18 protein-coding genes and 2 pseudogenes are annotated in these 17,503 nt (G+C 66.2%); 7 read left to right on the forward strand and 13 right to left on the reverse strand.

The genetic code is table 11. The features are described 5' to 3' along the window. Positions 1 to 2 precede the first annotated feature (2 nt). From N4S67_RS11010 to fadD5, 3 genes are all read right to left on the reverse strand, one after another. Positions 3 to 872 carry an MlaE family ABC transporter permease gene (locus N4S67_RS11010; RefSeq protein ID WP_260992974.1) on the reverse strand — a complete coding sequence of 290 codons (870 nt, stop codon included), beginning with the start codon at positions 870 to 872 and terminating at the stop codon, positions 3 to 5. 1 nt (position 873) lies between these two features. Then, entirely contained in the window at positions 874 to 1,671 is a 798-nt protein-coding gene (locus tag N4S67_RS11015) for an MlaE family ABC transporter permease (RefSeq protein WP_260992975.1), read from the reverse strand. Positions 1,672 to 1,868: 197 nt separating this feature from the next. After that, positions 1,869 to 3,572 carry a fatty-acid--CoA ligase FadD5 gene (fadD5, locus tag N4S67_RS11020; protein ID WP_390893313.1) on the reverse strand — a complete coding sequence of 568 codons (1,704 nt, stop codon included), beginning with the start codon at positions 3,570 to 3,572 and terminating at the stop codon, positions 1,869 to 1,871. Positions 3,573 to 3,642: 70 nt separating this feature from the next. On the opposite strand from fadD5, the gene N4S67_RS11025 reads away from it, so the two are divergent. Together N4S67_RS11025 and N4S67_RS11030 are read left to right on the forward strand one after the other, a co-directional pair. Then, on the forward strand, positions 3,643 to 4,335 hold the full coding sequence (locus tag N4S67_RS11025; RefSeq protein WP_260992976.1) for a GntR family transcriptional regulator: 693 nt from the start codon (positions 3,643 to 3,645) through the stop codon (positions 4,333 to 4,335). A 198-nt stretch (positions 4,336 to 4,533) separates the two neighbouring features. Next, positions 4,534 to 4,737, forward strand: coding sequence for a hypothetical protein (locus N4S67_RS11030; protein WP_260992977.1), 204 nt, complete (start codon positions 4,534 to 4,536; stop codon positions 4,735 to 4,737). A gap of 4 nt (positions 4,738 to 4,741) precedes the next feature. Here N4S67_RS11030 and N4S67_RS11035 read toward each other — a convergent pair whose 3' ends face one another. Continuing rightward, positions 4,742 to 5,182, reverse strand: a complete 441-nt coding sequence (locus tag N4S67_RS11035) for an SRPBCC family protein (protein ID WP_260992978.1) — start codon at positions 5,180 to 5,182, stop codon at positions 4,742 to 4,744. Beyond that, positions 5,166 to 5,600: an acyl-CoA thioesterase gene (locus N4S67_RS11040; protein WP_260992979.1), complete on the reverse strand. Its 435-nt coding sequence runs from the start codon at positions 5,598 to 5,600 to the stop codon at positions 5,166 to 5,168. The genes N4S67_RS11035 and N4S67_RS11040 overlap by 17 nt, the downstream gene beginning before the upstream one ends. Before the next feature lie 35 nt (positions 5,601 to 5,635). On the opposite strand from N4S67_RS11040, the gene N4S67_RS11045 reads away from it, so the two are divergent. The 3 genes from N4S67_RS11045 to N4S67_RS11055 all read left to right on the forward strand — a co-directional run bounded on the left by N4S67_RS11045 (position 5,636) and on the right by N4S67_RS11055 (position 8,615). Next, positions 5,636 to 6,742 carry an alcohol dehydrogenase catalytic domain-containing protein gene (locus tag N4S67_RS11045; RefSeq protein ID WP_260992980.1) on the forward strand — a complete coding sequence of 369 codons (1,107 nt, stop codon included), beginning with the start codon at positions 5,636 to 5,638 and terminating at the stop codon, positions 6,740 to 6,742. A gap of 74 nt (positions 6,743 to 6,816) precedes the next feature. Beyond that, complete coding sequence (locus N4S67_RS11050) at positions 6,817 to 7,935, forward strand: L-talarate/galactarate dehydratase (protein ID WP_260992981.1); 1,119 nt, start codon at positions 6,817 to 6,819, stop codon at positions 7,933 to 7,935. Beyond that, a complete protein-coding gene (locus N4S67_RS11055; protein WP_260992982.1) occupies positions 7,932 to 8,615 on the forward strand; it encodes a FadR/GntR family transcriptional regulator in 684 nt (227 codons plus the stop codon). The genes N4S67_RS11050 and N4S67_RS11055 overlap by 4 nt, the downstream gene beginning before the upstream one ends. On the opposite strand, the pseudogene N4S67_RS11060 reads toward N4S67_RS11055, so the two are convergent. The 3 genes and pseudogenes from N4S67_RS11060 to N4S67_RS11070 all read right to left on the reverse strand — a co-directional run bounded on the left by N4S67_RS11060 (position 8,571) and on the right by N4S67_RS11070 (position 11,658). Then, positions 8,571 to 10,105, reverse strand: a pseudogene (locus tag N4S67_RS11060) (tripartite tricarboxylate transporter permease). The gene N4S67_RS11055 and the pseudogene N4S67_RS11060 overlap by 45 nt on opposite strands. A 9-nt stretch (positions 10,106 to 10,114) precedes the next feature. Continuing rightward, on the reverse strand, positions 10,115 to 10,648 hold the full coding sequence (locus N4S67_RS11065; RefSeq protein WP_260992983.1) for a tripartite tricarboxylate transporter TctB family protein: 534 nt from the start codon (positions 10,646 to 10,648) through the stop codon (positions 10,115 to 10,117). Positions 10,649 to 10,653: 5 nt separating this feature from the next. Continuing rightward, entirely contained in the window at positions 10,654 to 11,658 is a 1,005-nt protein-coding gene (locus N4S67_RS11070; RefSeq protein WP_260992984.1) for a Bug family tripartite tricarboxylate transporter substrate binding protein, read from the reverse strand. A gap of 127 nt (positions 11,659 to 11,785) precedes the next feature. Here N4S67_RS11070 and N4S67_RS11075 point away from each other — a divergent pair, with 127 nt between their 5' ends. Beyond that, positions 11,786 to 12,718: a LysR family transcriptional regulator gene (locus N4S67_RS11075; protein ID WP_260992985.1), complete on the forward strand. Its 933-nt coding sequence runs from the start codon at positions 11,786 to 11,788 to the stop codon at positions 12,716 to 12,718. On the opposite strand, the gene N4S67_RS11080 is transcribed toward N4S67_RS11075, so the two are convergent. The 4 genes from N4S67_RS11080 to N4S67_RS11095 all read right to left on the reverse strand — a co-directional run bounded on the left by N4S67_RS11080 (position 12,719) and on the right by N4S67_RS11095 (position 16,317). Further along, positions 12,719 to 14,515, reverse strand: a complete 1,797-nt coding sequence (locus N4S67_RS11080; RefSeq protein ID WP_260992986.1) for an acyl-CoA dehydrogenase — start codon at positions 14,513 to 14,515, stop codon at positions 12,719 to 12,721. It abuts the gene before it with no gap. Between the two features lie 49 nt (positions 14,516 to 14,564). Continuing rightward, complete coding sequence (locus N4S67_RS11085; protein ID WP_260992987.1) at positions 14,565 to 14,783, reverse strand: acyl carrier protein; 219 nt, start codon at positions 14,781 to 14,783, stop codon at positions 14,565 to 14,567. A 102-nt stretch (positions 14,784 to 14,885) separates the two neighbouring features. Next, positions 14,886 to 15,659 (reverse strand): SDR family oxidoreductase, encoded by a 774-nt coding sequence (locus N4S67_RS11090; RefSeq protein ID WP_260992988.1) that lies wholly within the window; start codon positions 15,657 to 15,659, stop codon positions 14,886 to 14,888. Continuing rightward, positions 15,652 to 16,317 (reverse strand): TetR/AcrR family transcriptional regulator, encoded by a 666-nt coding sequence (locus N4S67_RS11095; RefSeq protein ID WP_260992989.1) that lies wholly within the window; start codon positions 16,315 to 16,317, stop codon positions 15,652 to 15,654. Before N4S67_RS11095 ends, N4S67_RS11090 begins: the two co-directional genes overlap by 8 nt. A 138-nt stretch (positions 16,318 to 16,455) precedes the next feature. Between N4S67_RS11095 and N4S67_RS27980 the strand changes: the two are divergent. After that, positions 16,456 to 16,566, forward strand: a pseudogene (locus tag N4S67_RS27980) (CAP domain-containing protein); the annotation flags it as partial. Between the two features lies 1 nt (position 16,567). Here N4S67_RS27980 and N4S67_RS11100 read toward each other — a convergent pair. Next, entirely contained in the window at positions 16,568 to 17,452 is an 885-nt protein-coding gene (locus N4S67_RS11100; RefSeq protein ID WP_260992990.1) for a potassium channel family protein, read from the reverse strand. Positions 17,453 to 17,503 lie beyond the last annotated feature (51 nt).

Below are 17,503 nucleotides of genomic sequence, written 5' to 3' on the forward strand. Positions count from 1 at the left end.
CGCTACACCGTCAGGTTGAAGTTCGCGTCGACGCCGTAGAGCGCCAACGAGGCGAATAGGACCACACACACGATGGCGACCAGCGAGGCGCGCATCGACCTGCCGACGGCCTCGCCGACGCCCACCGGGCCGCCGGAGGCGAAGTAGCCGTAGTAGCAGTGATTGAGCATCACGATGACCGAGATGAGGATCGCCTGGACGAACGACCACATCACGTCGTCGGCTCGCAGGAACGTTCGGAAGTAGTGCTCGTAGGTACCGATCGACTGCCCGTAGAAGAACGTCGTCGTCACCTGGGCGGACAGGAAGCTCATGATGATCGCCATCGCGTACAGCGGGATGATGACGATGAAGCCGGCCACGATGCGGGTCGAGACCAGATACGAGATCGACTTGATGCCCATCACCTCGAGGGCGTCGATCTCCTCGCTGATGCGCATCGCGCCCAGCTCGGCCGTCGCACCCGCGCCGACCGTGGCGGCCAGTGCCTGGCCCGCGACGACGGGTGCGGCGATGCGCACGTTGATCAGCGCGGCGAAGAAGCCGGTGAACGCCTCCACACCGATGTTGCCCAGTGACGCGAAGCCCTGGATCGCAACGAGTGAGGATCCGGACAAGGTGACGAAGCCGACGATCGCGACCGTGCCGCCGATGACCGCCATGGCGCCGGTGCCCATACCGATTTCGGCGATGAGCCGCAGCATCTCCTTGCGGTAGTACCGCATGGCGTGGCCGATCGATCCCACCGCGGTGACGACGAACCACGCGACGTGGCCGAGGCTGTCGACGAAGCGGGCCGGAGCCGTGGCGACCTCCGCGCCGCGGGAGAACGCCCGCGGGAATCGAGAACGCAGGACTTGGGTCGTCGACACGTCAGCTCCCCGTTCCGAATCGCACGCCGATCGTTGTCAGCACGACGTTCACCGCGAACAGCGCGATCACGCACAACACCAGGGTCTCGTTGACCGCGGTGCCCACACCCTTGGCGCCACCGGCGACTGTCAGCCCCCGGTAGCAGCCGACCAGGCCTGCGATCAGGCCGAAGGTCATGGCCTTGATGACCGAGATCAGCACCTCGGGCAGGCCGGTGACGAGCGTGAGCGTGGAGACGTAGGCGCCGGCCGAGACGTTCTGCAGATAGACACCGAAGATGAAGCCGCCGACCAGGCCGATGGTGATCACGGCGCCATTGAGCAGCAGCGCGACGAACGTCGAGGCGATGACCCTCGGCACCACCAGACGCTGGATCGGATCGATGCCGAGCACCTCGAGCGCGTCGATCTCCTCGCGGATGGTGCGCGCGCCGAGGTCGGCGCAGATCGCCGTCGAGCCTGCGCCAGCCACCACGAGCACGGTCACCAGCGGACCGAGCTGGGTCACGGCGGCCAGCGCCGCGCCGGCCCCTGAGATGTCGGCGGCGCCGAACTCGGTCAACAGGATGTTCAGCGTGAAGATGAGGAGCACGGTCAGCGGGATGGACACCGCGATCGTGGGCAGGAACGCCACCCGCATCAAGAACCAGCTCTGGAGGATGAACTCGCGCCATTGGAAGGGAGGCTTCAACAACGCCTTGCCGGTGAGCACGACCATGCGGACGAAGCCGCCGACGGCCGTGAGCCCGGGCCTGATCTGGTCACGGAGATAACCGGTCACGCCGGTCGACGCCGTCACCAGTGCGCTCCGTAGTGGCGCAACGGCAGACCCTGTCGCACGCCCCCTCCTTGCCCCAACAAACCAATATGTGTGACCAGCGTCTCCCTACTCGCGGGTAGTAAGACGGACCACAGGACTGTACCCGATGCCGTATCCGCCGTGCACCGCATCTGGGAGATTGAGTCCGTAACCGTTAGCAAACCAGTCCCTGTCCGTTAATTGCTCTGTGCCGCAGTAGAAACCGTTGGCACACTGGAACTTTCGTTTGCGTCAATCGGTTCGTTCGGTGCGAACCGCGCCCGCAGTTCCGTTTTCAGTACTTTGCCCGCGGGGTTGCGCGGCAGCGCGTCGACGATCTCCAGCGCCTTCGGGTGCTTGTACCGGGCCAGCCGTTCGGTGAGGAACTCATCAAGGTCAGCCAACTCCAGGGAGCTCTCGGTGGCGGCACCCAAGGCCACGACGGCGACGGGCACCTCGCCCCATTTCTGGTCGGGTCTGCCGATGACCGCCGCCTCGGCGATCGACGGGTGGGCCGCGAGCACATTCTCGACCTCGGCGCAGTAGATGTTCTCGCCGCCGGAGATGATCATGTCCTTCTTACGGTCGACCACCCAGATGTAGCCCTCCTCGTCCTGACGGACGAGGTCGCCGGAATGGAACCAGCCGCCGGCGAACGCCTCGGCGGTGGCCTTCGGGTTGTTCCAGTAGCCGGCCATCAGGGTGGGCGCCCGGTACACGATTTCGCCGACCTGACCCACCGGAACGTCGTTCATGTTGTCGTCGACGATGCGTGCGGCCACCGTCGGGATGACCTTTCCGACCGAGCCAAGCTTACGAATAGCGTCCTGCGCCAACAACATACAGGTCACCGGCGACATCTCGGTCTGGCCGAACGCCGCGTAGATCTGAGTGCCGGGGAAGAGTTCTGCCATGTCACGCAGCAACGTATCCGATGCCGGGGCGGCACCCCACGACAGCACCCTCAAATGCAGTTCGCGCGGGTTGGCCCGCTGTTCGGCGCACACCGCCTGCCATTGGCTGGGCACCAGGAAAATCGCCGTGACCTTCTCGGCGGCCAGCACGTCGAGCAGCGCACCGGGGTCGAACGCGCCCAGTGGGTAAAGCACGGTGGGTAGGCCGAGGAGCAGGCCGCTGATCATGTTGCCGACGCCGGCGATGTGGAACATCGGCACACCGATGAAGCCGACGTCGTGGTTGATGTCGGGACTGATCGTGAACAGGTTGGTCATCGCCTGCCCGGCGATGTTGTTGTGCGTGAGCACCGCGCCCTTCGGCCGTCCGGTCGTGCCCGAGGTGTACATGATCAGCGCGGGCGAGTCGTTCGGGATGTCGACCGGTTGCGGCTCGTCGCCGGGCTCGACCAGCACGTCCTCATAGGACAGGACGTCCCCGTCCGCACCGCCGGCGACGATCACCGTGGCCAGCGTCGCGTCGATGTCGCGGACCGCGGCGGCGACGCCGGCCAGCACCGATTCGGTGATGACGACGCGGGCCTGGCAGTCGCTGACGAGGAAGGCGATCTCGGGTGGGGTCATCCGGAAGTTCACCGGCACAGCGATCGCGCCCAGCTTGTTGATCGCCAGGAACGACTCGATGAACTCGGTGCGATTGAGCATCAGGATCAGCACCCGGTCGCCGAAGCCGACGCCGCGACGGCTCAGCGCGGCGGCCAGTGCACTCACGCGCCGATCGAGTTCGCCCCAGGTCGTCGTCCGGCCGAGGAATCGCAGCGCGGTGTTGTCGGGCTGCATCAGCGCGTGCCGCGCTAGCTGATTGGCCCAGTTGTGGCGCCGCGCCAAGTAGGGCTGGTCGGTCAGCGACGGTTCGGCGATCAACGGCTGAAGTTCTCCCTCGTCGAGGCCGGACGGGTTGCGCGGCGATGATATTTGATCAAACATGGTGTCGCCTCGGTCACACTATGGCCTAGGAGGCGCAGGGACAACCCCGCGTCACAGACCGGAGAACTGCATGAATGCACCCGTTCGGCCGCGGTTGGGAGCTCGGCGCGCGGTGCGCCGGGAGCAGCTGTCTGACGAGGTCGCGGCGCGCTTGCGTATCGACATCATCACCGGTGCGTTGCGGCCGGGCACGTTCGTGCGGCTCGACGAGACCGCCGCGCAGCTCGGCGTCAGCATCACTCCGGTCCGGGAGGCGTTGCGCACGCTGCGGGGCGAGGGACTGGTCGCGTTGGAGCCGCACCGGGGCCACGTGGTGGTCCCGCTGACGCGGGCCGATGTCGAGGACATCTTCTGGTTGCAGAGCACGCTCGCCAAAGAGTTGGCGGCGACGGCTGCGGAGCGGATCACCGAAGCGGAGATCGACGAGTTGGAGCGGCTGAACGGCGCGCTCTCCGAAGCGGTCGACGGCCACGACGCCGACGAGATCGCCGCCGCCGAGTTCGCGTTCCACCGGGTCTTCAACCGGTCGACGCGCCGGATCAAGCTGGCGTGGTTCCTGCTTCATGTGGCGCGGTACCTGCCGGGCCAGATTTACGCGGGCGATCCACAGTGGGGGGTGTCGGCGGTGGCCAGCCACCGGGAATTGATCGCGGCGCTGCGCCGGCGCGACGTGGACACGGTGGTGCGGCTGACCGGCGGCGAATTCAGCGACGGCGCCCAGCGGCTGCTCGCCCGACTCGACGAGAGCGGCCTCTGGAGCTGAGGAACCACGACGTCGCCTCCCCAACCCACCTGTCGAATTGCCCGCCTCACACCGACAATGTCGTTGGCACCGATTTTGTCGTTCAGAGGTGGGCAATTCGGGAAGAGCTTCCCGCACAGCACACGGCTCGCGGACTGCCTTGTGGATAAGGTCTTGCCCAAGCCCGCTCTTGTCAGCCGTGGCCGCCAGAGTCAGATCATGACCAAACGAACCCTCAACGTTGTGGAACTGCGGTATGTGCTGACGTTCTACTTGGCCCAGCATGGCCGAACTACTGTCGGCAACCTGGTGGAGGCGCTGGACTACTACAACTTCGCGGTGCAGGGTCGAGCCTCGAAGTCCGTGTCTGACGCGCTGCGCTGGGAGGCGGCTCTCGGCAGAGTGCGCAGCCTGTTGGCTTAGAGCTCTACGTCGCCGCCAGCTGTTCGGCGCGCGTCTTCAGATTGCCTGCCAAATAGTCGAGCGTGTCGCTGATCGCCTTCTTGACCATCGGCTTCGGGATGGCCAGTTTGGTCTCCACATCGAGGTCCACCGTCAGCAGTGAGGTGAGTCCCATCGGCACCACACTGAACCGCTGCTCCTGTTTTTCGAAATGGTCGCCCTGCTGCAGCACTGTGTAGATCTGATTCTCGGCCGGGTAGTACACGGCGGTGATGAACATGCCCGACTGTCCCTGCACCACGACGTCGAGCCGCAGCTGGCTTGGCCTGCCGTCGTCATAGCGGGCCAGCACCCAGCAGCCTTTGATCTCCTCGTTCCATTCCGGGTACTTCTCGAAGTCGGCGACGATCGCCATGATCGCCTCGGCCGAAGCCGCCACCTCGACGGTCTTACTCACTAACGGCATCGGGCGAGCATATCGACTGCAGCAGCGAGCGGATCTCGCCCGGAATCGGAACCGGCCGTCGGCTCGACCGATCGACATAGACATGCACCCAGTGACCTTCGGCCGCGACATCCCCGCCCGGTCCGAGTATCGCCAGCCGATACCTCACGCTGCTGTTGCCCAACCGGGCCACCGCGAGCCCGACCGTCAACGGGTCGGGGAACTTCAACTCCGCGAAGTACTTGCAGCCCGATTCGGCCACTACCCCCAGCCACGGCGCCGTCAACGGGTCGATCGCGCAGTTGGTATTGATCCATGCATTGATCGCCGTGTCGAACAGCGCGTAATACACCGCGTTGTTCAGGTGGCCGAACATGTCGTTGTCCGTCCACCTGGTGGTGACCGGCCAGTGCACCGGGAAATCGCCGCTACTGGTCATGGCAGCAGTCTCCCAGTCGGGGCAGGCTATTGGTCATGAGGATCCGCGGCGCCGTGCTCGAACAGATCGGTCTTTCCCGTCCGTACACCGACTCCCGGCCGCTGTCGGTGGGTGAGCTCGAATTGGCGCCGCCCGGTGACGGTGAAGTGCTCGTCCGCATCGAAGCCGCCGGACTGTGTCACTCCGACCTGTCGGTCGTCGACGGCAACCGGGTCCGGCCCGTTCCGATGCTGCTCGGTCATGAGGCGGCCGGCGTCGTAGAAGAGTTGGGACCCGGCGCGACCGACGTCGAGACCGGACAACGCGTGGTCATGACGTTCCTCCCACGCTGCGGCCACTGCGAAGCGTGTGCCACCAACGGGTTGACCCCCTGCGGGCCGGGCAGCGCCGCCAACACAGCGGGCACTCTGCTGACCGGCGAGCGTCGACTCTCCCGCGACGGTCAACCCGTTCACCACCACCTCGGTGTCTCAGGCTTCGCCACCCACGCCGTCGTCGACCGGCGATCGGTGGTACCCGTTCCCGCCGACGTGCCACCCGACGTCGCGTCCCTGCTCGGCTGCGCGGTGTTGACCGGCGGCGGGGCGGTGATCAACGCCGGACGCCCGCGGCCCGGCCAGACCGTCGTCGTCGTCGGCCTCGGCGGTGTCGGCATGGCCGCAGTGCTCACCGCGCTCGCCCACGCTGACGTCCGCGTTGTCGGCGTCGACCAGTTGCCCGACAAGCTCGACCGCGCACGCGATGCCGGCGTGCACGACGCGTTCACCCCCGACGAGGCACGCGAGTCCGGACCGAAGGGCGCCGTCGTGATCGAGGCCGTCGGCCATCCCAACGCCGTGGAGACCGCGGTCCAGCTGACCGCTCCCGGCGGCCGCACCGTCTGCGTCGGTCTGCCCCGCCCCGATGCGCGAGTCACCCTGTCGCCGTTGGGTTTCGTGGCCGAAGGGCGCTCACTGATCGGCAGCTACCTCGGATCGGCGCTACCTTCGCGGGACATCCCGCATTTCGTCGACCTGTGGCGGGCGGGCAAGCTGCCGGTGGAGTCGTTGGTGTCGGCATCCATTGCACTCGAGGACATCAACGCCGGCATGGACGAACTGGCCGACGGCAAAGCGGTCCGTCAGATCATCCGGTTTGACTAAACGTCGCGAGCGTTCGGTCCTGCCCGCGCTTATGTGATAAGTTGGCGACTCATCACATCAGTGTGAGGAGCCTCATGCCCGACCGGATTCGTCACCTCACGCTCTCCCACGTCGTGCTTCCGCTGGACAGTCCGGTCAGCGACGCCAAGGTCCTCACCGGTCGGCAGAAGCCGCTGACCGAGACCGTTCTGCTGTTCGTCGAGGTGACGACCGAAGAGGGCCATGAAGGCATGGGGTTCAGCTACTCCAAGCGTGCCGGTGGCCGCGCACAATTCAGCCACCTGGCCGAGGTGGCCGACGTCGCGCTGGGCCAGGACCCCTCCGACATCGACCGCATCTACCAGTCTCTGCTGTGGGCGGGCGCCTCGGTCGGACGCTCCGGCGTTGCGACGCAGGCGATCGCCGCGCTCGACGTCGCGCTGTGGGACCTCAAGGCTCGGCGCGCGGGTCTGCCCTTGGCCAAGCTGATCGGCGCCCACCGCGACTCCTGCCGGGTATACAACACCTCCGGCGGTTTCCTGCAGGCCTCCGTCGCGGAAATCAAGGAGAAGGCCACCGCTTCGCTGGAGTCCGGGATCGGCGGCATCAAGATGAAGGTCGGACAACCCGATTGGAAGACCGACCTGCAGCGGGTCGCGGCGCTGCGCGACCACCTCGGCGAGACCCCCTTGATGGTTGACGCGAACCAGCAGTGGGACCGTGCCAGGGCCCGCCGGATGTGCCGCGAGCTCGAGGCGTTCGACCTGGTGTGGATCGAGGAGCCGCTCGACGCATGGGATGCCGTCGGCCACGCCGACTTGTCCCACACCTTCGACACCCCGATCGCGACCGGGGAGATGCTCACGTCGGTGCCCGAGCACATGGCGCTCATCGACGCCGGGTATCGCGGCATCGTGCAGCCCGACGCCCCGCGCATCGGCGGCATCACCCCCTTCCTGCGTTTCGCCACGCTGGCGTCGCACGCGGGGCTGGCGCTGGCACCGCACTATGCGATGGAGATCCACCTGCATCTGGCCGCGACATATCCCACCGAGCCGTGGGTCGAGCATTTCGAATGGCTCAACCCACTGTTCAACGAGCGCACCGAGATTCGCGACGGCCGCATGTACGTGCCCGACCGGCCCGGTCTTGGGTTCACGCTGAGCGACCGGATGCGCGCGCTCACCAAGGAAACGGCACACTTCAGGCAATGACGACGACGTTGGCGCTGAAGGTGGTCACGGGGCTCAAGGACAAGATCCTCGCCGGCGACCTCCCGCCGGGGCACAAGTTGCCGTCGGAGACCGAGCTCATCGACGAGTACGGTGTGTCGCGCACCGTGGTGCGCGAAGCCGTCACGCGGCTTCGCGCCGAGGGCCTCGTCGAGACATTTCAGGGCCGCGGCTCGTTCGTGCTGGCGATGCCCGAGCCGACGTCGTTCACCGTGGAGTCGGCGGCCATCCGCACGCACCACGACGTGCTCGACATGATCGACTTCCGCGTCGGCGTCGAATGTGAGGCCGCGGCTATGGCCGCAGCACGCGTCACGGACGCGTCGGCCGGCGAAATCCGCTCCGCGCTAGCGAGTTTCGCGGGTGCAGCGCCGGAAGACGCCGTCGAGGCCGACTTCCTGTTCCACCGAGCGGTCGCCTCGTGCAGCGGCAACCGCTTCTACACCGACCTGATCGACTCGCTGGGCCCGATGATGATCATGCTGCCGCGCACCCGGCTGCCGGACACCTACTCTCTGACGAACGCCACCCACGTGGAGCGGGTCCGCGCCGAGCACGACAACATCGCGGCCGCGGTTGTCGCCGGCGACGCCGATACGGCCAGGGCCGCGATGCGGCTACACCTTGGTAACACTCGTCGGCGGCTCGACGTCGGTCGGTGACCGGTCAACGTCCTTGCGCCGCTTCATCAAATGCCGCACCAGGGGCAGCACCGCCAGCACGACGAATATCGCCAGAATCGTTCCGGAGATCGGCCGGGTGAAGAAGCCGGTCGGGTCGCCACCGAAGATCAGCAGCGAGCGGCGGGTGCTCGACTCGATGATCGAGCCGAGAACGAATGCCAGCACCATGGGGCCCGGGTCGAAGCCCGCCTTCTTCATCAAGTAGCCGATGATCCCGAACGTCACCATCAGGTAGATGTCGAACACCGAGTTGTTGATCGTGTACACGCCGAGAATCGTGATCAGCGCCGTGATGGGCGCCAAGATGGCCGGGCGCACCCGCAGGATGCGAACGAACAGGCCCACCAACGGGATCGACAGGATCAGCAGCAACAGGTTGCCGATGTACATGGAGTTGATGACGCCCCAGAACACGTCGGGATGCTCGTCGACCAGTTGGGGTCCCGGCGAGACGCCGAGAATCAGCAGCGCGCCGAACAGCATCGCCATCGACGCGTTGGCCGGCAGTCCGATGGTGAGCAGGGGGATGAACGACGATGTCGCCGCCGCGTTGTTCGCCGTCTCCGCGCGGCGACGCCTTCGATCGCGCCGCGACCGAACCGCTCCGGAGTCTTGGAACGCCGCTTCTCGGTCGCGTAGGCGACGATCGACGACAGCACCGCGCCGCCGCCGGGCAGGACGCCGAGCACGAAACCGATGACCGAACCGCGACCGATGGCACCGGAGGACTGTCTGAGGTCCTTGCGCGACGGCCACACGTTGCCGACCTTCGTGGGCGCCTGCACCTTCCGGTGTCGCTGTTCCAGGTTGTAGAGGATCTCCCCGACACCGAAAAGCCCCATTGCGACGACGACGAAGTCGATGCCGTCGGCCAGTTGCAGGCTGTCGAAGGTGAACCGGGAGGCGCCGCTGAAGCTGTCGCGGCCCACGGTGGCCAGCAGCAGGCCGATCGCTCCGGCGATCAGCGCCTTCAGTTTGTTGCCGCTGCCGATGGTGGCGACGAGCAGCACACCGAGCAGTGCCAGCGCGGCGTATTCGGGCGGGCCGAAGTCCAGAGCCACGCTCGCCACCACCGGTGCGAGCAGCGTCAAACCGATGATCGAAATCGTCGCGCCGACAAAAGAACCGATCGCCGCGATGCCCAGCGCGGTACCGGCCTTGCCCTGCTTGGCCAGCGCGAAGCCGTCGAAGACCGTCACCACGCTCGACGCCTCGCCCGGTAGCCGTAGCAGCACCGAGGTGATGGTGCCGCCGTATTGGGCGCCGTAGTAAATGCCTGCGAGCATGATGATCGCCGACACCGGATCGATTGTGTAGGTGATCGGCAGCAGAATCGCGATGGTGGCGGCCGGGCCCAGCCCGGGCAGCACACCGATGACCATGCCGATCAGGACACCGACAAGACAGTAGAGCAGGTTATGCGGTTCGACGACGACCGCGAACCCCTCGAGAAATGCGTTGAAGTCCATGTTCTGAGCTCAGAAGGCGATCAGGTGCGGGAGCGGGATCCGCAGTCCGTAGAGGAACAGGAAGTAGAAGACCGCCGTCGTCACGACGCTGATGATCAGCGTATTGCGCCAGCTCTCGCCGCCGAGGAAGCGCAGCCAGATCACGCACAGCACCACAGCCGGAATCTCGAAGCCGGTCAACGGCATCAGCAAGCCGAATGCGATGAAGGTGACGACGCCGACCACCGGCAGCGCGCTGCTGCGGGTGAATGCCTCGGCGTCGTCGAGGCGGCGGCCGGTGACGAGCAGGATCACCGACAGTGCGGCGATCACGACGCTGACGACGAACGGCCACATCCCCGGACCCGGCTCCCGCAAAGAGCCGAGCCGGTAGCCGTAGGCCAGGGCCGCACCGCCGACACCGATGACGATTCCGATCAGCGCGCCGACGATCTGGTAGCGGGGTCCGCCCGCGGGTGGACGCTCCTCCTCCAGCTCGTGGGCGACTTCGGCCTCGATTTCGGCCAGGATGTCGCGGGTGTGCGGGTGGGTGCTCTCGGCCATGGCGCTCAGCCTTCGTCGCGCAGGTTGATTCCGTATTGCTTGACGAGTTCGGCGAAGCGCGTCTGATCCTCCTGCAACTGGGTGAGGACGTCGTCACCCGACAGTTCCATCGGGGTCAAGCTGTTCTGCTTGTTGAACTCCTGGTACTCCTCGGTGGCGAACGTCGCCTTCATTCCCTCGGCGAGCTTGTCCTGCACCTCTTGCGGAGTTTCCTTGGGCACGGTCATGAACCGGTACTGCGCCACCTCGACGTCGAGTCCCTGTTCCTTGGCGGTCGGCACATCCGGCAGATACTCGATGCGCTCGGGCCCGAAGACGGCCAGCGGAGTCAGCTTTCCGGACTGGATGTTCTCGATGGCCTCGCCGACTTGCAGCGAGGCGACGTCGACCTGGTTACCGAGCACCGCGGCCAGTGCGGGTGCGCCGCCGTCGAACGGCACCGCCTGCGAGTTGATATTGCTGGTCTTGAACAGCAGCGCGGCGGACAACTGCGCGCCGGTGCCGACCCCGGTGGTGCCGTAACGGACGACGCGGTTGCCGTTCTTCATGTCGGCGAGCGTGCGAAAGCCGCTGGCGGGGTTGGTGACCAACACATAGTCGTCGCGCGATACCCCGCCGACGATGTCGAAGTCGTCGATCTTGGTGACTTCGTCGGGGCTCACGGCCAGCGGCGTGATGGCGAACAGCGACGCGTTCTGGATCGCGATCTTCGAACCGTCCGGCGTGGCTTTGGCGACCTCCGCCGCGGCGAGCGCGCCGTTGGCGCCTTCGCGGTTGATGACGGGGAACGACGCGCCGAGGTTGTCGGACAGGCCCTTTGAGACGGCGCGGCTGATCAGGTCGCTCGACCCACCCGGGGATGCGCCGACATACATCTCGACGGTGCCGGACGGATAGTCGCCGCCGCCTCCGGAACCGGTGCTCGTCTCGACACCGCCGCAGGCGGTCAGGGTCAGCGCGGCCGCGGCGGATACCGCAATGCCGGTACGCCGGAGGGCGGTGATGCTCACCATGGCAGTTCACTCCTGTGTGATGGGTGGCTTCAGGTCGGCCGATGTGGCCGCTGTCACTCCACGGTAGGGATCGCGCACGATACCTGTCCAACAGCCATCTGGCATCGCTTGATACTTTTCGTGCATGACTGTGACGCTGGACCAGGTGCGCTGCTTCATCGCGGTCGCCGAGGAACTGCACTTCGGCCGGGCGGCCGACCGATTGGCGATGACCCAGCCGCCGCTGAGCCGCCAGATTCAGAAACTGGAACGCGCGGTGGGCGCCAATCTGCTCGACCGCGACAACCGCCGGGTGCTGCTCACCCCAGCCGGCGGCGCGTTTCTCGAGGACTGCTACCGGATGCTCAACACGCTCGACGCGGCGACCGCACACGCCCAGCGCGTGGAGAGCGGGTCGGCGGGAACGTTGAACCTCGGCTTCACCGCCGTGTCGGCGATCGGGATACTCGGCCCGCTGCTCGGTCTGCTCGGCACCGAACTACCCGACATCGAAGTCGTGCTGCACGAGCGGGTGACGGGCGCCCAGGTCGACGGCATCCGGCGCGGTGAGTTGGACCTCGGGCTGGCACGCCCGCCGTTCGACACGGCGTTGTTGTCGTCTCAAGTGGTGGCGCGCGAGCCGCTGCGCGCCGTCGTGCCGGCCAGCCACCCGCTGGCACACGCGCCAGGGCCACTCGGGCCGAAGGACTTCGACGGCCTGCCGGTGATCAGCTACCACCCGGTGACGGCGCGCTACTTCCACGAGCTGACCGTGCGGTTCCTGTTCAACGGGCACCCCCGGATCAAGCAGACGGTTCAGCAGATCCTGACTGCCGTTCTGTTGGTCGCCGCGGGTGAGGGCGTCGCACTGGTGCCCGCCAGCGCCACCGCGTTGAAGGTGGACGGCGTGGTCTACAAGCCGCTGACCGACGTCGGCGGTGGGCATCCGGACAGCGATCCGTCGAGACCCGTTGAGCTGCACGCTATCTGGCCGCGACACGGACTCACCCCGATGTTGCGGGAAGTGCTGCAGCTGATCCACCGCTCCGCCGAACACGTCGACGACCTGATCGGCTGACTAGAACCAACCGTCGCGCATCTCGAGCGCCGTGCGGTCGAGGCTTTCTAGCAAGTCGAGTTGCGGTGCAGTCCTGGGCAGTTCGTACCGGAAGAAGTATCGCGCCGCCTGCCGCTTACCGTCGTAGAAGTCGCCTGCGTGGCCGTCGGCGGCCAGGATCTGCTCCAGCCAGATCCACGCGAGGACGATGTGACCGAACGCCTCGAGGTAGACGACGCTGTTGGCCATCGCCGCCTCGACGTCGCCCGAGTCGAACATCGCGGTGGTGACCGAGGCGAGTCGCCGCCACGATGCGTCGAGCTGGGTGGCCAGTGTCGCCGTCTCCCCGCCCGTGGCCGTGGCCGTGTCGACCGTGCTGCTGATCGCTTCGGCCAGCGCAGCCAGGCTGGCGCCACCGCGCTGGGTCACCTTGCGGCCTAACAAGTCCAGGCTCTGAATCCCGTGCGTGCCTTCGTGGATGGGGTTGAGCCGGTTGTCCCGATAGTGCTGCTCGACGTCGTATTCACGGGTGTAGCCGTAGCCGCCGAACACCTGGATGGCCAGGTTGTTGGCTTCCAGGCACCATTGCGACGGCCAGCTCTTTGCGACCGGCGTCAGGATGTCCAGCAGCAGCGTCGCAGCATCGTGTTCGTTCTCCGACTCGGCGCTGTGCTGCAGGTCGACGAGTTTGGCGCAGTACAACCCCAATGCCAGTCCGCCCTCCACGTAAGCCTTCTGCGCTAACAGCATTCGCTTGACGTCGGGATGCTCGATGATCGGGATCTGCGGGGTCGCTGGATCCTTGGCGGTCACGAGACGGCCCTGGGGACGCTCGCGCGCGTACTGCAGCGATTTAAGGTAACCGGTGTAGCCCAGCGACACCGCGCCCATGCCCACGCCCATCCGCGCCTCGTTCATCATCGTGAACATGTAGGCGATACCGCGGTGCGGCTCGCCGACAAGGTAGCCGACCGCGCCGGCTCTGCCACCAGGGGTGAATTTGCCTTCGCCGAAGTTCAGCACGGTGTTGGTGATGCCGCGCTGACCCATCTTGTGATTGAGACCGGCCAGTGCGACGTCATTGCGCTCGCCGACCGAACCGTCGTCGTTCACAAGGTATTTCGGCACGATCAACAGGGAGATTCCCTTTGTGCCCTGCGGGCCGCCGGGGATCTTGGCCAGCACGAGGTTGACGATGTTGTCGGTCAGTTCGTGCTCAGCGCCCGAGATCCACATCTTGCTTCCGAACAGCCGGTAGGTGCCGTCGTCCTGCGGTTCGGCCCGGGTGGTGATGTCGGCGAGCGACGACCCCGCCTGCGCCTCCGACAACGCCATGGTGCCGGTGAACCGACCCGCCAACATCGGTTTGACGAAGGCTTCGATCTGCTCGGGTGTGCCGAACTTGGCGAGCAGGTTGGCGTTGGCCATCGTGAGCATCAGGTACCCGGTGGTGCTGACGTTGGCCGCCGAGAAGTAGGCGAACCCGGCCTGCGCAACGGCGGCAGGCAGTTGCGTGCCGCCGAACTGCTCGTCCATCGCCATCCCGATCAGGTCGGCCTCGGCGAACGCGTCCAGCGCTTCCTTCACCTCACCGATGACCGTGACCTTCTCTCCGTCGAAGGTCGGCTCGTTCGCATCGCTTTTCTTGTTGTGCGGCGCGAAGTAGCGGGTGGCCAACTGCTCGCAGAGATCCAGCACCGCGTCGAACGTCTCACGGGAGTGCTCGGCGTACCGTTGCCGCTTGGTCAGCGCGTCAACCTGCAGCCATTCATAGAGCAGGAAGTCGACGTCGCGGCGCGACAGCAGGGTGGACTTCATCCATCCATCTTGCACCGCGCTGCTCGCGGCGAACGCTGACGATCGACGGTCAGGATTTCTGGAGCTTGGCGAGCAACTCGTGGCAGCGTTTGGCGCGTTCGGAATCCTGGGCCATCACGTCCTCGAAGAACGACGCGACGTCATCGAGTCCGGCGTTCCTGGCGTCACGCACGTACTGGCCGTAGTCGTGACCCGCTTTCAGTGAGTGGTATTGCACGGAGATCAGATCGAAGGTCACGTCGTCGAAGCCGGTTTCTCCAGCAGGCATGTCAGTCCTCCTGTTCGTAGGATGACTGGCGACTACCCGCCGATCGGGCACACAAACGAAACGCGTGCACTCATTTCGCGCACGTGCGAGCGCAGGCTGGCTTCATCGAATGGTGCTCACGCCGCCGTCGACGGGAATCACCGCCCCGGTGATGTAGGAGCTGGCTCGGCTCGCCAGGAACACCGCGATGCCCGCCATGTCGTCGGCAGCCCCGATCCGGCCCAGCGGCAACGCTTTTCCAACGGCGTCGGCCCCCGGCGCCAGGAGCACCTTTGTCATCCGCGACTCGAAAAGACCAGGGGCGATCGCGTTGACCACGATGCTCGGCGCGAGCTCGGTGGCGAGATGTTTGGTGAGCATGTGCACGGCGGCCTTGCTGGCGCTGTAGGAGAAATTGTCGCGGCCGCGCTCGGGGGTGTGGAAGCCGTCGACGCTGCCAGTGTTGATCACGCGCGCGGGATCGGTGTCGGTAGCGCCGGCGGTCAGCAGCGGCACCAGCGCGCGGGTGAGCAGGAAGACGCCCTTGACGTTGACGTTGAACACCCGGTCGAACGCCGCTTCGGGGAACTCGTCGAACGGAGCGCCCCAGTTGGCGCCCGCATTGTTGAACAGCGCATGCACCGCGTTCTCGCGATCGGACAGTGCGGCGGTCAGCGTTTCGACACCCTCGGCGGTCCCGAGGTCGGCCGGTATCGCCTCGACCGGGCCCAGCGCCGACAATTCGGCGACGGTCGCGTCGAGTTCGGCCTCCTTGCGGCTCGACAGGTACACGCGGGCGCCGGCCTCCAGCAGCCCGCGGGCCATCATCACGCCGATGCCGCGTCCGCCTCCCGTGACGACGGCGACCTTGCCGTCCAGCCGGAACATGTCAGTCACGTGCGGCGGCGACGTCGATACCGAGCGGGGTCGACTCGCGGACCGCTTCGTCTCTGATCAGGCCGCGCAGCAGCGCGGTGCTGAACTCGACGGCGATCTCCTGCGCGGTGCGCCTGCCGTGGGGGCGCAGCCAGCGGTAGGCGCCCAGCGTCATCCCGATGTAGCCGAGCGCCAGCACATGCGAATCACAGTCGTAGAACTCGCCGCTGGCGATGCCGCGGTCGATGACGTCTCGGACGTGCTCGTAGACCTGGGTTTCCTTCTCCCGGATGTAGGCGACCTGATCTTCGGTGAACCACTCGGTGATGTACGGGCCTTCCTGGAAGTACACCGCTGCCCGCTCGATGTCGCTGGCGATGCCGACCAGCAGGCGACGGGTGAAGTGGTAGATGGTCTCGCGCGCCGACGCTGACGGATCGTCGTGCAGGGCGTCGACCGTGAAGTCCGCGGCGCCCTTGTAGATGTCGTAGAGGATCAGCGACTTGCTGGCGTAATAGTGGTAGACCGTGGCCTTGTTGAGGCCGACCGCGTCGGCGACGTCGTCCATCCGGGTGCCGTGGTAGCCCCGGGCGGCGAACAGCTTGGTGGCGACGGCCAACAGTTCCTCGCGGCGGGACATCCCGTTGGTGGCGACGTCCGCGGACGTTCCTGCAGGCATGGCGACTCACTCTAGGCGGGCCCGGAGACCGTCCGGGCGTCAATCAACTGGTTGGCAGTTTAGGAGTACGGGCTGTCGAGGCCTTGGTGGCGGGTCTAGACTTGCCACCGAACCGGCCGCGACGCGAGAGGTGATCACATGGATCCGAATCCGGACTATGACCTGAGCGACGAGATCGAGTACGGCGGTGCCGTCATTCCCTGGTTTCTGCGCGGCGTCTTCCCGCCGCCCGCTTATCCGCCGGTTTAGCTCAGTCCGCTGAGCCGGGGCCGTGCCCGTGGTCGTCGGCGTATGCGTTGATGATCGCGGCGGTGTCCCCGCCGAGGTGAAGAAACTCTTCGTCCAGCAGCTTCGCCAACCTGTCCACCGCCGCGGTGAGCATCGCGGCGGCGACGCGCGTCTCGGGGCGCTCGCTCCTACTTGCCTCCGCGCCGAGGTCGATGGCGTACTCGAGGGAGGCGGCCAGCGATGAGTCGGCTTCCATGTCTCGGAAGTAGTACGTGGCGCCGTACTGAGTGAAGTCGTTGCGGGTCTCCGCAACGCTGGCGGTCAGTGCGGTCAGCACGTCGGTGGGGATGTCGTCGACACCGAGGCGGGGGTCCGCCGACCGCGCTTCCCGCAGGGTCGTCAGCTCCAGGGCGAGAACCCGGCGGCGGTGGAGTGCCGGATAGATCTGCAGAACCCATGACACCGCGGCGGTGACGAGCAGGAAACCGAACAGCGCCTCCAGCGGCGCCGCCAACCGAAGCCACGGCGACACCGGCACGATCTCACCGAAGCCGAGCGTGGCAATGGTGACGAGTGACAGATACAGCGAATCGAAGAACTCGTTACGCGGAATTCCGTCGAGCTCGCTGCCGTAAACCACTCCCCCGGGCATCTGTGCGAGGTAGATCAACGCCCAGCCCAGCACCGCCCCTGCGGCCCACGTGCCGATGACCGCCACGATGCCGAGCGGACCGGTCAGCGATGTGATCCGTCGGTCCTTCGGAAACAGCCGCAGCAGGCGCCAGGTCCCTCTCATCACCTGGGGGGCGATGCTGCCGTGGCCGATCGGGTGAAACAGCGTGTGGAAGACGTCGCGGACCACAACGAGCACCAACGCCACACCGACGGCGGTGATCACCCAATCCATCTGCGCCCCTCAGTCGACTCCGACGTGGCAGCGAATTCCCTGTCGGGGCGG

Source organism: Mycobacterium deserti, from assembly GCF_025345615.1.
GTDB lineage: Bacteria > Actinomycetota > Actinomycetes > Mycobacteriales > Mycobacteriaceae > Mycobacterium > Mycobacterium deserti.

Coding starts and splice junctions, on each gene's coding strand:
- N4S67_RS11050 (WP_260992981.1), top strand. CDS start 6,817: ATGCCCGACCGGATTCGTCACCTCACGCTCTCCCACGTCGTGCTTCCG.
- N4S67_RS11095 (WP_260992989.1), bottom strand. CDS start 16,317: ATGCCTGCAGGAACGTCCGCGGACGTCGCCACCAACGGGATGTCCCGC.
- N4S67_RS11080 (WP_260992986.1), bottom strand. CDS start 14,515: ATGAAGTCCACCCTGCTGTCGCGCCGCGACGTCGACTTCCTGCTCTAT.
- N4S67_RS11045 (WP_260992980.1), top strand. CDS start 5,636: ATGAGGATCCGCGGCGCCGTGCTCGAACAGATCGGTCTTTCCCGTCCG.
- N4S67_RS11025 (WP_260992976.1), top strand. CDS start 3,643: ATGAATGCACCCGTTCGGCCGCGGTTGGGAGCTCGGCGCGCGGTGCGC.
- N4S67_RS11030 (WP_260992977.1), top strand. CDS start 4,534: ATGACCAAACGAACCCTCAACGTTGTGGAACTGCGGTATGTGCTGACG.
- N4S67_RS11075 (WP_260992985.1), top strand. CDS start 11,786: ATGACTGTGACGCTGGACCAGGTGCGCTGCTTCATCGCGGTCGCCGAG.
- N4S67_RS11055 (WP_260992982.1), top strand. CDS start 7,932: ATGACGACGACGTTGGCGCTGAAGGTGGTCACGGGGCTCAAGGACAAG.
- fadD5 (WP_390893313.1), bottom strand. CDS start 3,572: ATGTTTGATCAAATATCATCGCCGCGCAACCCGTCCGGCCTCGACGAG.
- N4S67_RS11085 (WP_260992987.1), bottom strand. CDS start 14,783: ATGCCTGCTGGAGAAACCGGCTTCGACGACGTGACCTTCGATCTGATC.
- N4S67_RS11065 (WP_260992983.1), bottom strand. CDS start 10,648: ATGGCCGAGAGCACCCACCCGCACACCCGCGACATCCTGGCCGAAATC.
- N4S67_RS11040 (WP_260992979.1), bottom strand. CDS start 5,600: ATGACCAGTAGCGGCGATTTCCCGGTGCACTGGCCGGTCACCACCAGG.
- N4S67_RS11035 (WP_260992978.1), bottom strand. CDS start 5,182: ATGCCGTTAGTGAGTAAGACCGTCGAGGTGGCGGCTTCGGCCGAGGCG.
- N4S67_RS11100 (WP_260992990.1), bottom strand. CDS start 17,452: ATGGATTGGGTGATCACCGCCGTCGGTGTGGCGTTGGTGCTCGTTGTG.